Here is a 13,153-nt window from a genome sequence, read left to right as displayed (position 1 = left end):
GCCCGTAAAGGGGCCTTAGATTTAGAACATCATGATCCCATCGTCTGAATCGGTATCAGCAAAATCCAGATTAACTGGAGTAGCAGAAGCCGGGGCATTCAAATCGACAGCGGCAGCAGGAACGACGAAAGAACTCAGCAGCGCGCTATCATCAACAACTTCAACAGAACCAGCAGGCTGATTAACTTCAACAGTGCTTGACGTATCAGCCACTGTAACAACCGGGTCTGCAACAGGACCGGCCGGAGGCAAGTCGAGTGGCAGGTCGGCCAAGAAGCTATCATCAATCGTTTCAGCAACAGCGAATGCGTTCGTGTGTGGAACCACGTCAGCAGGAGTGGCTGGTGTTGTTTCCAAAGCAGGTTGTGCTGGTGGAGAAACCAAATCGGTAGTCGGCAACTCAAAAGAGGCGTCGAGAACCAAAGAGGCATCCAAACCAGAATCAGCTTGCGGATTTGAAAGCAACGATACAAACGACTTAGCAGCTTGTGGATCGCGGAGGTTGTTTAGAAGGGATAATGCATTGTTGTAGTCTTGACCGGTAACTTTGCCTGTCAAAGGTAAGTTATCAAGCACTTGAGACATGTACTCGCACAGACCTTCAACACTGGGGTCAATAAACGCCAGAGTACGAAGTTTTTCAGCAGAACGACGTAGCGGATTCAGTGTGTGTTGACTGATTGCATCTTTGCTATTCAGGTTCTTTAAGAACTTGTCAGCAACGGAGGCAACGTCTTCATAGACTTCATCTGCTAGACTTTTTACCTGACTTGCAAAACCATCTTGAATGATGGCATTGCCATAAGGAGTGATATGAATCGCAGTAAACCCAAATTGAATTTGGGAATCCATATAGCCGATATCAATCGCGGCATCGCGCACAAGGATTGCACGATACTTTTCCTCAAATGAATTAATCCAGCCATTAAAATCAGCCTTCAAAAATTCTTTTTTGTAGTCATAAAACTCTTGCTTCACATCCTTCAGTTCATCGATGAGTGCATTGACCTTATCCGTTGGGACAGCATAGCCGCCCATGAAAGCAACACCGTAGGACAAACAAGCTTTCTTAGCCTTGTTCTTAAAGCGTTCAAACGGGTTAATCAACTGCGGGTCAATCACTTTCTTAGAACCAAGAGACACCATGACTTCTGGTGGCAGTTCGGCATTTTCACCTAAGTCTTGACGTTGCAGCTTTTTACGGCCGCTAATGCAGGAAATCTCAGAAAGAGAAACCAGGATTAATTGGTCTAAAACTTGAGTGTGAGTTTGGTTATTCGTAGACATATTAGTTACCTTTTATTTATAAATTTAAAATATTAAAAAGGCCCAGAAATGGGCCATTATTTATTTAGAGAATTGCATTTAGAGAGGTGTTAACAAGGTTTAACCGAATACCGCTTTGAGGATGGCATGCAGAGCACGCTTATCATCAGCACCGGCACGGTTACCGATTTGTAAGTCGAAGGAAACTTGCAGAGCTTCAGGCATTTTGGCCTTATTCATCAGCGAGAAACGTTCAACCCAGGCAATCAGCGAGCGAGTAGAGCACGTAACAGACAATCGCGTGTCTGGCGAAACAGCGGATACCTTGACAGAAGAACTGTCATTGGACTGATTAAAATCACCAGCGATATCACTGCCGACAAACAACTTACGAATGATGTTAGCGATTTCAACAAACTTACCTGCGAGCACTTCATCTGAAATGAACTTCTTGATTAACGAGGTTTCAACGTCTTTTGGCATGTAATTCGCGTTGATGAACATATAGCGATCGAGGTTCGCGACGTTCAGCACTTTTACACCACCATAGACACCCGTTAAATCACCTTGGCCGATCGAGTTGGCTGTAGCGACAAAACGGAAGTTAGGATGCTTTTTGATCACTTCGTTGGTTTCAGGAATAACAAGATTCCCACCTTCTAAGATCGCGTTAAAAGCGTTAGCACAGCTTGGGTCAAGTTGGTCGTATTCATCCAAAAGGAAAATGAGGCCAAATTTGTAAGCAAGTGCCAGAGGACCATAAAGGAAGTCTGTACGGGTATCACCGGTCATTGTGTCGCAAACGAGACGAAGACCACCGACAAGACTATTAATGTCCAAATCCTGAGAAGCTGTTGTTTTCATCAAAGGCCAGTTCAGTCGAGCGGCAACTTGCTCAACAATACTGGTTTTACCGCAGCCTGTAGGGCCGGAGATCCACAGCGACTGACCCTGAGGGTAGTTAATCCACATCAGGACAGACGCACGCAGAGACGGCTCAAACACGTAATGATCATTTCGGCTAGGGATGGCAGCACTGAATGCATTATCCGCAGCGAAACCAGCATACGGTTTAACCTGCGCTTTCATGTGTTCTGGAATGACAACGCCGAATAATTCCGGAGAGATTGCGACGTTACGAACCAGGGTATCAGCAGCTAGAGTAGTGTTAAAAGTAGACATGTATTACCTCAATAATTTAGATAGATTTAAAAGAGTTAGGGAATTTAAAAGTGAAGAGTCGTCGAATTAAGCAGCAGGAGAACAGCAAACCAGATTGGAATGTGTATACCGGCTACTCATTTGTCCTTGTTCACAGACAATCGACTTAGGTGCATAAGTGGCAAACGCCGTAATACCACGCTCGGAAAGCGCGGTGATCAGGGTTGGCATAAAGTAGGTTTTGGCATAAACCAAAACACCTTCAGCCTGGTGACGGGAACACAGCAGCAAAGCGATATCTGCTAGTTCGTCGGCACGTTGCTGCATTAACGAAACGGTGGGGCAGTCATTGAACGAGAGTTTTTCACGAATGATTTGTGAAATGTCACGTTCAACATCAATCACACCCATTTCGCGTTGTGCGTCGGATGCTTTATATGCAGTCAGATTAACGATGGACATGGAGAGACTCCTAAAATTAATAGATTTAAAAGGTTTAAGGCCTCAGAAAAGAGGCGAGATTTAAGGTATTGCAAAGTTCCAGTAGAGTGACTGGAGGCACTTGTTGTTCTCAGCTTGAGAACGAAACACCGTTTTCGACGCATAAAAAAACCCGCTGCTTAAAAAGCAACGGGCTATCGAATTTGGTACAGATATGCGTGTGCCGTGTGAATGAGAGTAAACGCATTCAGAATGGCGATATGGCCGAAATTAGGTGTTTAGGGGCAGGTTGCCAGAAGTTAGGCGGTGTGTACCGCACCGCTACAATAATCAATTCTTACAGCTGGGTCAACAAGAAAAAACCCGACCGAAGTCGGGTGTGAGAGAGTTAAAACAACAACAAGGCATTGTCTTCAACACCGGTGAGTGCATCTCCTTCTGCCACAACAGGTTTGATGGCTTCAGGTGGAATATAAACGCTGTCCTCTGGGGAAGCTTCATACTCATAGACAGACAGGCTGGAGCGAAGAGACTCCTGAGTCACACAGTCCGGATATTGCTCAGCAGTCACATTAAGACGCTCAGCGATCATTTTCCAGTTAGTGCGACCTTTGACTTTACTTTCCAGATAGCGAAAACCAAACCCATCAATACGGACAGGGTCTGTGCTTTTGAAACCAAGACCTGTTGCAAGACCTTGAATCGACGCCTTAAGCGTTTCTTCAAGATTAGACAACTGGGCTTTCACGGCTTCAAACTCGGCTTCTTTGGCGCGGACATTCGCAACTTGACGGCGGATGTCAGCGATACGAGCAGAGAGATCATCTGGAGCAGTAAATTCACTGGTTTGGGCCAGAATATCGGCATCAGAAACCAGCAGGATGTCTTGCTGTTTATCAAAAGCCGGAGCTACCTTTTGATTTAAACGTTCCCAGAACTCTTTGCATGCAGCAAACAAACGTGTGAAAGCGCCCTGGTTAGGTTTGATAAGGAAAATCTTCGGCTGATCTTTAGCGGACCAGAAAACAAGATAAGCTTGCGGGGCACCTGTTACGAATAACTGATGCTGCACCTGCCAGAAGTAATATTTAAATTCCGGCGAGGCTGAACCTTGTTCGAGGATAGCTAAATGTTTTTTCTCTGAGAGATTCTTGATCTCCAGTACAGAACGGTCATCGAGCTGTCCATCAAGCGAAGCTATCATGAACGGGTACTTGGCATGTCGAACGCAAAAGGGTGAGGCTATTTGCCCCAATTCACTTTCGCAGTAAGACCGCGCAAGCGCTTCGAGTTTGTTACCGGCATCCACCTGCTTAATCGCAGATAGATCTTCAGAAGCAAGCAAGCCTGCATACTGAAGGTATAACTGATAAGGCGTTTTCATAGCTCCAGGCGCACCCAAGAGAATTGGGGAGCATGTTGCCGTAACACCTGTTCTACGCCATTTGTGCCACTCTGGAGTTCCTTGTTCAATATCGACAATTTCACAGATTGAATCAGACATACGATCACCATTAATAAATTTATAAAATTAAAAAACCGGCAATAAATGCCGGTTATGTTTTATGCTGCTTTAGCTGTTGAAATCAGGTTGCACAACATCTCTTTGAGACCTTTGTGTTTGACTGAATTCAAGGCAGATTCAAGTTCGTCGAATTGACCGGACTGAAGAGCTTGAGAGTAGAGCACTTGCATGGAGTTAGTTTCAGCTTCAACAGAAGAAACCCACTGGGCTGCACTGGCTTTAAACTCCCCGTCAGCAAGACGATTAACAAAGTCATTTGCGATCCCAAAATCACACATGTGAACTGACTCAGAAACTTTCGTACTGAGCAGGTCACGGCGCGATTGTTCCAATTGACGTTTTGCGTAAGCCAATTCGCTGTCGTTGAAAGAAAATGCGTCTTTCAGTTCGGCGATCATGGTTTCGTAAGCCAGCGTTTTTTCTGCGCGGGTAACGAGTTTCGCAATTCGTTTGAAACTGCTTTGACGAACACCTGGAATTTCAGACATCGGAACTTGAAGTTCTTCTGGCTGAGATCCACCCGCATCAGACTTGGGTTGAACATCAACTGGAGCTGACTGAGCTTCCTGTGACGCAGGCTGAGATGCCTTCTCAACGGGTTGGGCCGATTGCGCAGGGGGAGCGACGTCATCATGAGCAACAATTTCACCCTCAATAACACTGTCGTCAGCAACAATAGGCTGAGATGAAGCAACATCATTGTTAGCAGCCTGAGCAGCTTGACGTTGAGCCATTTCAGCAGCAGCAGCTTCAACAGGGACATGAGCGGAAGACTTGAACCCTTCTTCACCGTAGGTATTGAGATAATCAATCACTGCGCTGATTCGAGTTCGGTTGCCTGGGATTAAATGAACGGTTTGTTTAAGGGCGGATTTCAGAACCATTTTCCACGGGAATGTTGTCCACGGAGATAATGCTCTTTTATCAACTTTTTTCCAAGATTCAGAAACTGCGCGAGCAGCGGCTAAATCTTCAACAGTTACAAAGTAAACGAGGTTGCGGCCATCTCGCATGAGAAAGTCCACATAGACACCACGGAAGTTACCGCGAGCGCCTAAGGTACCTTTATCCGTCACCGTCAGAATCAAATCCCCTTTGCTAGCAAATGGGTCAAACTCATGGATCGGACTATTACGACGACCTTGTGGCTTAAATACTGCATCATTCTCAAACACCAATTCAGCAACAATGTCTTGGCAGAGTCCTTCATCTGTAGCCATTTTGATCAGGCCGAGATAAGAGACATCCAAGATCACCCGATTATTGCGTGGAACCAGATATGCCTGTTTCTGTGCAGGGTCGAGTGTCAAACCGGAACTCGCTAACTGTAAAAACGCAGTCTCGAAAGAACGCGGGTTAGTTAACGCAATACCAGTGAGATAGTCACTGTTGTTAATGATGTGCTTGGCAAACACACACTCTCTCTGGAAAGAGATATGTGGGTGCATTGCAGCCTTTTCAAACTGACTACCTAGAGTCATCATGTGACGGGTCACTGTGTCAACTCTGACCGTGATGTCAGTGTTGGCTCTTTTCGCGTTATTGTTGTCATAAGCGCGACGGGCATTGTTCGAATAAGACATGGTAGTACCTCATATTTAATAGATTTAAAAATTGACCAAACAGATATGAAAACGCCACTCAACGAGTGGCGTTTACTGCGGAGTATTAACCGCGCATATCGGAATAACTGCCATTACTAACAATTGCACGAGCTGCAATGAGTTGGTCTGTGACGGTAGGCTTTGTAGAAGGTACGAAGATCGCACTGCTACGAGCTGTCACAGTTTGCTTAACGGTAGGTTGTTGAGCGGGCGGCTGTTGTTTGGCTTCTCTCTTGGCTGCGGCACTTTTCTGTGCTTGCTGGAGTGCTGCACGGAACTTGTTACCGATCGTTTTCACTTCGTCATAACTCATCTTCTGAACAACTAACTCAGCATCCAGACGCGCCTGTAATTCAGGCGAACGCAGTGGTTGTTGAGTTGGTGTCGAAGCAGTGATTGGAGCAACGTAAGACTGAGGATTAGCATCATTAATTCGCGTATCAACGACCAGGTTGGTCGCAATATCGTGAACGGAGAATGCATGGAACTCAGTACGCTGAACATCGGAACCATCTTTCACATAGCGAGCTGTGCGAGCGATAGCTTCGATAGAGATCTCAGAGTCTTTCTTGATGGTATTGTGGAGAAAATCAGCAACTTTACCGAAAGCCTTGATAGGGAAAAACTCAATCACTTTTTGCGAGTTGATCTTCATTTCACAACCCAAACGGAAAAAAATGACAGAGTCATTACCGTTTTTAGCGGGAGTATAACGAGGGTCGATCGCTACTTTACCTTTAGCTTTGGAGAACATAGTTAATACCTCAATTAATAGATTTAAAATATTTAGAAAGTTTATGCCTGGAAAGGCCTGACTAGCCTGAGGTTAAATCTCAGGTACAGTCTGTTTAGGAAGGGAAGTTAAGGGTATTGCAATGGCCAGTAGAGTGACTGGACGCACTGATATTCCTCAGCGTGAGGAAAAACACCGGTTCGACGAGCAGCAAAAAGCCCGGAGCCTTATAGGGCACCGGGCTGTCGAATTCTGTTTTGTAGGCATGAAAAAGCCGTGAGAATGAATGCGGGATTCATTCGTAGAGGCGCTGGTGGCCGAAATTAGGTGTTTTGGTTAAGGGCTATTGCCGGAAGTTATGCGATGTAATCGCCAGAACAGAGTAAGCGATAGGAGCGTAAGGGTCAATCGAAAGGCAAAAAAAACCCAGCATAGGCTGGGTTTCTTGGGAGGTTAAGATGAAAAATGATAGAAGAACATTCGAAACTCAATGATACGCAGCAGCTAATTGAAGGTATCGACGATGAATGAAGTCCAGGGTGGCGCGATAGGTAAAGCTATTGGAGTAGCTCGTTCCATCCAGATGGACAAAGATCATGAATGCGTCTTCTAGACGTGAACGATCTTTTTTTCTCAATCGATTCTTACCAATATTGCATGCTACTGAAGCCAACATGAATTTAACTTTGGCCATCAACTTGATAGCTTCAGTCCGGTTTTTAACGCCGCATTCACGAAGTGCAATATCATCATTTTGACTGATACAAAGAGGGCAATCATCAGCACCTTCATGGTGACAGCAATGCCATCCACAATCATTACAATTGAGGGTATAGGTATTGCGGGAAGCATCAAAGCCTTCCAACTGACAAGGACTACCACAACGAATACAGTTTTCGAACGTGGAAGCATTAATGATAATCATAAATCACCTTGAAATTAATAGATTTAAAATAGTTAAAAGCCCAGGAATCTGGGCTTGTTTAAGAGAGATTAGTGAATATCAGCTAACAACTTCCATGATCCAGAGACCACGACGTTTGTCAGTTTCAAGGTCGCGATAACCAGTCACATTACCCTTGCGATCAAGAACCTGAGCTTTACTGGTGCGCACTTCGGAGTCTTTCCAGAAAACAACAGTGTCACCAATTTTAGCACCAGAATTCTCGACAGCTTTTTTAAGACCAATAGCCCAAACTTTATTTTGCCCTTCGATTTCAACATAGAAGGACATATCGTTTGAACGGTCATTTTTCCAATGAGCCATACCAAAAGAAACCAACTTACCTTCGTGCTCAGTGATAACAGTGCGAGAAGGACGCTTGGCGCTTGAAGTGGTGGAATCATCAGAATCGTCAGACTCATCAAGTTCGTCATCTTCAGTAGAGAAACGAGACATGATTTGAACAGCCAGAACAACAGCTGACAGAGTCAGACAGCCACAGGCAATGATTAAAGGAATAGTGGATTGCACAAATCCAGCCGTGAAAATATAAAAAGCAATGCCAGCTGGCACTACGAACGAAGCGTTCTTAGGACGCCAGAACAACGAGAGGAACATGCCAATATAAACAAAGCCTTGCAATTCGAAAGAAGACATAATATTCACCATAAATTTATATGCGAAGTCCGGCCACAGAGAAACACCCTGAAATGTGAGGATTCAATGGATGTAAACAAAGCGACAGACATCGTAAAAACGAAGTCCGGACACAGACAAAACGCAGGAGTTGAGATAAGAGGAAGTTAACAATTTTTTTGGTTTGGATTGAGATCCAAAAATACCCTTTGCTAGGGCGGCAAGGTGACATGTTTTGTTCAAAGAACAAGAACACGTCAGAGATGCTCTGGCCTGATTTAGGCGTGCGAAACCCGTGAGGAAAGCCAGTTAGGCTACCAGGGGGCGGTGGTATATTCACACCGAAGTTACGGGTTCGCGTTTGAAGTTATGCTGAGAAGAGAGTAGGCCATCAGCTAGGCTGTTACAAAAGCCTACTTCAGATAACCAGTCAAATCAAGAACTGTTTTTCTTCCGCGAAATGCTGGCCTTTTCCCATGACTTGACCGTTTTCGTATGACTAAATAGTCAGGCTTAAATGCGACTAAATGTGAGGATAAATCATGGCAACTACAGAGAAGGCTAAAGTGACTGATAACGCAAAGCAGGGTCAAATCAAACGTAACAACCGTGGCAACCGTACACGTTCGCCGGAGCCTACGCAAAACAAAGGGCAGGCACCTACACGCGAACGCCGCGAATACTCTAACCCGGAGATCACCGTACCGTTCCAGCTGCAAACGCAAGAAGGTATTCGCATGCAGCAACGCCACTACAATTTGATGTCAAAGGCGCTGTTTAATCTGACCATTAACAGCACCGGACTGGAACGCCTCGGTGTAAAAGGGGCGATTGACCGCACCAAAAAAGCCGTGAGTGAAATCCTGGCGGGACCAGAAAAAGAAATTAGCTTCGGCATTTCAACGCTGACTAAAGTTCTTGAAGAGGCCGAGGCTTCTGGAACGAGTCGTATTGAAGAGGTTTCGTATACGGCCCCGCGCGACTACAGCATTCGAGTACGTACTCCTGATGCCATGCGTGTAGTGCGTTTGTTCCGTAGCTTCGATGAGCTGATAACGCTGCTTGATCGCTTGTGGTTGAACAACCTGTTTAATCAGGATGAAGTGGATGACTATAAAACCCGCTTGCGCGACAGTATTCGCAACATGGTTAACACCCTTGACCGGCACGCATCGGCCACTGTCGAAGAACTGAACGACAATAATGGCAAGAATGCAGATGTTGCGAGCCCAGCGAACAAAGAGCAAAGCGAAGCTGAAGCCACGCAAACCGAAAGCCATACCGAAGCGTAATTACCCTCTCATCAAGCCCCCTCACCAAGGCAGGCCACCCACCTGCCTTTTCTGTATGCGCTTGCTTGCAATTAGTGAAATATTTGTTAACGTTCTTCGCATCCTCTGTTTGATTTAATTAATAAAATAACAAATAGGTTTCTATGAAGAAGACAGCCATTGCTCTGCTAACTTTTTCCTTGTGCCTTCCTGCCCTAGGTGCAAATACACAGCAACAAAATACAAATCCCCCCCACACGCAAATCACGAACGATCTTGAAAATCTGTATCAAGAAGGTTGGCGGTATTCGAACGAGGGTAAGTTCGACCTCGCAGAACAATCATTTCTTAAAGCTGCCAAACAAAACCATCTTAAATCCCAGGAATCCCTTGCGTTACATTATTACTTCGGAAAAAACGGTAAGGTTAACTATCGGTTAGCAGGATATTGGTTTCACCAGGCCGCAGGTCAAGGCTCTGCCAGGGCGGAATTTACATTAGGAACAATGTATATAGATGGTGCTGGATTTCCCAAAGATGTTGATTTCGGTATTTTTCTGATTAATAAAGCAAAGGTTAAAGGGTATAAGCCAGCTGAAGAATACATAATCGCTTTTGAAAAATTGAAAGATTCATGCAGACAAAGTTCTTCAAAAGAATGTGATATTACGGTAACTCCACAAATAGGGTGGTAATAAAAAACCCTTGTAGATATACAAGGGTCTGATTCAATCAAAACTGCGAGTTAAATAGTTCGGCAGCAATCCATCCATTGATAGATCATGTATGTTGAATCTTGGCCTTTTCCTGTGGGGTAGCGATACATTCCACCTTGCCACTGATATGGGGATTCACCGACTTCATGGCCTTCTTTGGTTTCAGGTGTCGGACTGAACATATTCAGTTTGTATTGCTGCTTAGGTAAGGTCGGGTAGATCTTTGACCGGCAGACTGTATCATTCCCCATAGTCCGGTAAGCCAAACCACGACGGTGTTCAACAGCAAGCTCGCGAATACCGGCCAAGCTGGTTGTTCGAGTCGTGTCCATACTGCGCACCGATCCCGTCAATGGGTATTGCCCTCCCCAAGAGCCCGCACACCACCAAAGCGAGTCCATTGGTTGTTTCCCCGCGAATTGAGCCGCTGCCTCTAATGCACAAGCTTGCTGTGCCACGACGTTTGCAACCGCAGCCGATTCCGGGTTCTGGAAGAAAGCCAAAGCTGTGTTGTTCCAGGTTGGGTCAATCTCAGAGAAACTAACCACATCAAAGTCACTGTACGGGTCAGCAGTACATTGCCCCGGCAAATACAGGTCAAGCATACGCAACAGAGGAAGAGCGTACATGTGGGCGTTATAGAAGCTGATTGAAAACTTATTACGTCGCTCTTCATCACCGCCGTCGGTTTGGATGCCGTACTGAAGGTTATTGCCGAGGTTAAGGTTAACCCCTCCCAGCGAAGACATGCAGCCTGGCGTGCGTGTCAGTTCGATGATTTTGCGGGGCTCCCACATAGCTGTCAGCACGCCTGGGTGATACACCCCAAGACCGTCTTGGCAAGCACACGCCATACCACTAGCGGCATTGTCTGGCACTTTACCGGAGGGGCCCATTGTAATTCCTGCAACCTTGATTGGGAAAATACACCCCCAGCATACGTCGGTAAAAAGCTTGAAGGAAAGAAGTTGATTATCACGGCATACCTCATTCACCGCAGGCGCAGTCTCGGCTGTTTTATCAGCCATTGCATTGCCTGCAAAGCATAAGGAAACAGCCGTGGCAGCGATTAGGTGCAAACTGAATGATTTTAATTTTTTGTGTAAGGATTTCATTTTGCCACCTTATTAGCATAGTTGGCTTCAGGGTACTCATTGATGATGAATACTTTTCTGTCAGCAGTGACGATACTGGGTACCGCTTCAATACCAAAGCGCTCAGACATACCTGGCTGGATCATGTAGAGTCGGGCTTTCTCACCGTAATGCTGCGCTGCATCTTTGAACGTATCCCAGCCATCACCGTATACGTTCGTTGTGATCAGAATGGGATTGATGCCTGGCTCCGTGTTTTCGTACTCATGGCGCGCAAAGTCACGCTGCCACGGCACGCTGGCATCAAACACTATCAGCTTCTGGCCGAACGGAATCACATCTAACGGATTCACCTTTCCTTTTTTAGCGACGACAACCCCTTCAGGCGTGACAATATCTTGGGGAATGATTACCGTAGGATCGATGGTGTGGGTTGCGCGCTTCTTAACTGTCGGGAACACTTCAAATTCCTGGCGCTGGCGAGGCCAATAGTTGTTCAAAGCGTCTTTTTTCATTTGCTCAAAGTCGAGATTTTTAACCCCTTCTTCAATCATGTCCAGCAGGCTGCGCTCCACGACTTCTTTCGTAGGGCCTGCGGTACCCAGCTTACCGGTTTTACCCTTCAGGAAGTCGATATTCGAGATGCCAGATACGCTGGCTACAAACTCACCATCTTTCTCATGGATGATGGTTGGAACTGCGGTAACGGCATTATCTTTGAAGATGACCGGATCCAGATTAACTGTCACTTCTGCACCGGAGTCGAGCACCAGCTGTTGCCAGCGAGTGAGTTCGTCCATTAATTTTGCTTTATCAGTAACGCCACGAATAACCAACGAGACATCCCTGCGGCCATCGTAGTCGGTCATCATGTCTTTAATTTCCTTATCAGACAGTGATGCAGAAACTAGCACATAGTAAAAATCACCGGCCATTTTGTTTTGTTTACCGTCCGCAACGTCAGCATCTGCAATTGCGCCAGTGACAGTGTCACTTATCATTTCATTGTCAGTACGCGTTTCTGGCATTTTTCGAAGCATTTCGCGGTTATTTTCACGCGCTGACTTTGCATTAGCTTCTTCATTTTTTTGTTGCTCTCTTGCTACACGGATGAGGCTATCAATATCGGCCTTCTCATTATCCGTTACCTCAGCAGGGCGAGAGGGTAAATCCGTCAAAGGCAGTGATGCCGCACTGACAGAATAGGCCATGCTACTAAACACGGCCAATGCGATGAGAGCTTTGCGAAACTTCGTGACTTTTAGTTGGATTACCATATCGGGTAGGCCCTTCCTATGATTTGTGTTTCCGGCACCGATCCCCAGTAGCGAGAGTCGAAGCTGAGTTTTGTTCGGCCCATAAGCCAGATCCGACCCTCAGGGATAACTCCATTGCGAGTAAGTTCTTGAGGGGTGTGACCTGATTCTGTGGCAAGCGCTAGGCCTTCACCGACCATCGAACCATTTACTGTGGTCTCTTCATCATTCACAGAGATGGCATCCCCACCGACCCCGTCCACCATTTTGATGCCTTTCCCTGACTCACCCATGTATTTCGAACTGAAAGCAAAGGTAGTGCCTTTAACGGGGGTAGTGTCGTGCTTATCTACCAGATAAATACGGTAAGGGGGTAAGCACTGGTTATTTTGAGGGTCAATACCAATTTCGAAACGATGCAACACGTAATAACTTGATGGCGCAGAGATCGCCCCCACCAGCAACATCAGCAAAGCATGTTTTTTCCACGGTCGCTTTTGCTTATAA

Annotated in this window: 13 protein-coding genes; 2 read left to right on the top strand and 11 right to left on the bottom strand. The window is 45.9% G+C overall.

Annotation, left to right across the window (positions count from 1 at the left end; translation table 11 throughout):
• Positions 1-21: 21 nt before the first annotated feature.
• The 8 genes from P3L44_RS21530 to P3L44_RS21495 form a co-directional block, all read right to left on the bottom strand.
• The gene (locus P3L44_RS21530) at positions 22-1,287 is read right to left on the bottom strand and encodes a DUF3150 domain-containing protein (protein WP_052219376.1); all 1,266 of its coding nucleotides are present in this window, start codon (positions 1,285-1,287) and stop codon (positions 22-24) included.
• A 99-nt stretch (positions 1,288-1,386) separates the two neighbouring features.
• Positions 1,387-2,448 carry an AAA family ATPase gene (locus tag P3L44_RS21525; RefSeq protein WP_042847233.1) on the bottom strand — a complete coding sequence of 354 codons (1,062 nt, stop codon included), beginning with the start codon at positions 2,446-2,448 and terminating at the stop codon, positions 1,387-1,389.
• Positions 2,449-2,514: 66 nt separating this feature from the next.
• Positions 2,515-2,889 carry a hypothetical protein gene (locus P3L44_RS21520; protein ID WP_042847234.1) on the bottom strand — a complete coding sequence of 125 codons (375 nt, stop codon included), beginning with the start codon at positions 2,887-2,889 and terminating at the stop codon, positions 2,515-2,517.
• 367 nt (positions 2,890-3,256) lie between these two features.
• The gene (locus P3L44_RS21515) at positions 3,257-4,372 is read right to left on the bottom strand and encodes a lambda-exonuclease family protein (protein ID WP_052219377.1); all 1,116 of its coding nucleotides are present in this window, start codon (positions 4,370-4,372) and stop codon (positions 3,257-3,259) included.
• A gap of 59 nt (positions 4,373-4,431) precedes the next feature.
• The gene (locus P3L44_RS21510; protein ID WP_042847235.1) at positions 4,432-5,976 is read right to left on the bottom strand and encodes a recombinase RecT; all 1,545 of its coding nucleotides are present in this window, start codon (positions 5,974-5,976) and stop codon (positions 4,432-4,434) included.
• A gap of 85 nt (positions 5,977-6,061) precedes the next feature.
• The gene (locus P3L44_RS21505) at positions 6,062-6,751 is read right to left on the bottom strand and encodes a single-stranded DNA-binding protein (protein ID WP_272662178.1); all 690 of its coding nucleotides are present in this window, start codon (positions 6,749-6,751) and stop codon (positions 6,062-6,064) included.
• Between the two features lie 466 nt (positions 6,752-7,217).
• Positions 7,218-7,655 (bottom strand): hypothetical protein, encoded by a 438-nt coding sequence (locus P3L44_RS21500; RefSeq protein ID WP_042847236.1) that lies wholly within the window; start codon positions 7,653-7,655, stop codon positions 7,218-7,220.
• Between the two features lie 78 nt (positions 7,656-7,733).
• On the bottom strand, positions 7,734-8,204 hold the full coding sequence (locus P3L44_RS21495; protein WP_162762202.1) for a hypothetical protein: 471 nt from the start codon (positions 8,202-8,204) through the stop codon (positions 7,734-7,736).
• A 647-nt stretch (positions 8,205-8,851) separates the two neighbouring features.
• Between P3L44_RS21495 and P3L44_RS21490 the strand changes: the two genes are divergently transcribed.
• The gene (locus tag P3L44_RS21490) at positions 8,852-9,601 is read left to right on the top strand and encodes an AcaB family transcriptional regulator (protein WP_052219379.1); all 750 of its coding nucleotides are present in this window, start codon (positions 8,852-8,854) and stop codon (positions 9,599-9,601) included.
• Positions 9,602-9,744: 143 nt separating this feature from the next.
• Complete coding sequence (locus P3L44_RS21485) at positions 9,745-10,275, top strand: tetratricopeptide repeat protein (RefSeq protein WP_042847238.1); 531 nt, start codon at positions 9,745-9,747, stop codon at positions 10,273-10,275.
• A 50-nt stretch (positions 10,276-10,325) separates the two neighbouring features.
• Here P3L44_RS21485 and P3L44_RS21480 read toward each other — a convergent pair whose 3' ends face one another.
• Genes P3L44_RS21480 through lepB form a run of 3 tightly spaced genes read right to left on the bottom strand, consistent with a single transcriptional unit; the run spans position 10,326 to position 13,071 of the window.
• The gene (locus P3L44_RS21480) at positions 10,326-11,411 is read right to left on the bottom strand and encodes a TraU family protein (protein ID WP_226617178.1); all 1,086 of its coding nucleotides are present in this window, start codon (positions 11,409-11,411) and stop codon (positions 10,326-10,328) included.
• Positions 11,408-12,667, bottom strand: a complete 1,260-nt coding sequence (locus P3L44_RS21475; RefSeq protein WP_173424828.1) for a TrbC family F-type conjugative pilus assembly protein — start codon at positions 12,665-12,667, stop codon at positions 11,408-11,410. Before P3L44_RS21475 ends, P3L44_RS21480 begins: the two co-directional genes overlap by 4 nt.
• Entirely contained in the window at positions 12,661-13,071 is a 411-nt protein-coding gene (gene lepB, locus P3L44_RS21470; protein ID WP_239955657.1) for a signal peptidase I, read from the bottom strand. The genes P3L44_RS21475 and lepB overlap by 7 nt, the downstream gene beginning before the upstream one ends.
• Between the last annotated feature and the right edge of the window lie 82 nt (positions 13,072-13,153).

Origin of the sequence: Providencia sp. PROV175 (assembly GCF_032707045.1) — a bacterium.
In the GTDB taxonomy this organism is placed as follows: Bacteria; Pseudomonadota; Gammaproteobacteria; order Enterobacterales; family Enterobacteriaceae; genus Providencia; species Providencia hangzhouensis.
This window is presented reverse-complemented; position numbering and strand designations above follow the sequence as displayed.

Bases quoted from the DNA above. Each gene is read 5' to 3' on its own strand.
- P3L44_RS21505 (WP_272662178.1), bottom strand. From the start codon at position 6,751: ATGTTCTCCAAAGCTAAAGGTAAAGTAGCGATCGACCCTCGTTATACT.
- P3L44_RS21520 (WP_042847234.1), bottom strand. From the start codon at position 2,889: ATGTCCATCGTTAATCTGACTGCATATAAAGCATCCGACGCACAACGC.
- P3L44_RS21485 (WP_042847238.1), top strand. From the start codon at position 9,745: ATGAAGAAGACAGCCATTGCTCTGCTAACTTTTTCCTTGTGCCTTCCT.
- P3L44_RS21515 (WP_052219377.1), bottom strand. From the start codon at position 4,372: ATGTCTGATTCAATCTGTGAAATTGTCGATATTGAACAAGGAACTCCA.
- P3L44_RS21480 (WP_226617178.1), bottom strand. From the start codon at position 11,411: ATGAAATCCTTACACAAAAAATTAAAATCATTCAGTTTGCACCTAATC.
- P3L44_RS21510 (WP_042847235.1), bottom strand. From the start codon at position 5,976: ATGTCTTATTCGAACAATGCCCGTCGCGCTTATGACAACAATAACGCG.
- P3L44_RS21475 (WP_173424828.1), bottom strand. From the start codon at position 12,667: ATGGTAATCCAACTAAAAGTCACGAAGTTTCGCAAAGCTCTCATCGCA.
- P3L44_RS21525 (WP_042847233.1), bottom strand. From the start codon at position 2,448: ATGTCTACTTTTAACACTACTCTAGCTGCTGATACCCTGGTTCGTAAC.
- P3L44_RS21500 (WP_042847236.1), bottom strand. From the start codon at position 7,655: ATGATTATCATTAATGCTTCCACGTTCGAAAACTGTATTCGTTGTGGT.
- P3L44_RS21530 (WP_052219376.1), bottom strand. From the start codon at position 1,287: ATGTCTACGAATAACCAAACTCACACTCAAGTTTTAGACCAATTAATC.
- P3L44_RS21490 (WP_052219379.1), top strand. From the start codon at position 8,852: ATGGCAACTACAGAGAAGGCTAAAGTGACTGATAACGCAAAGCAGGGT.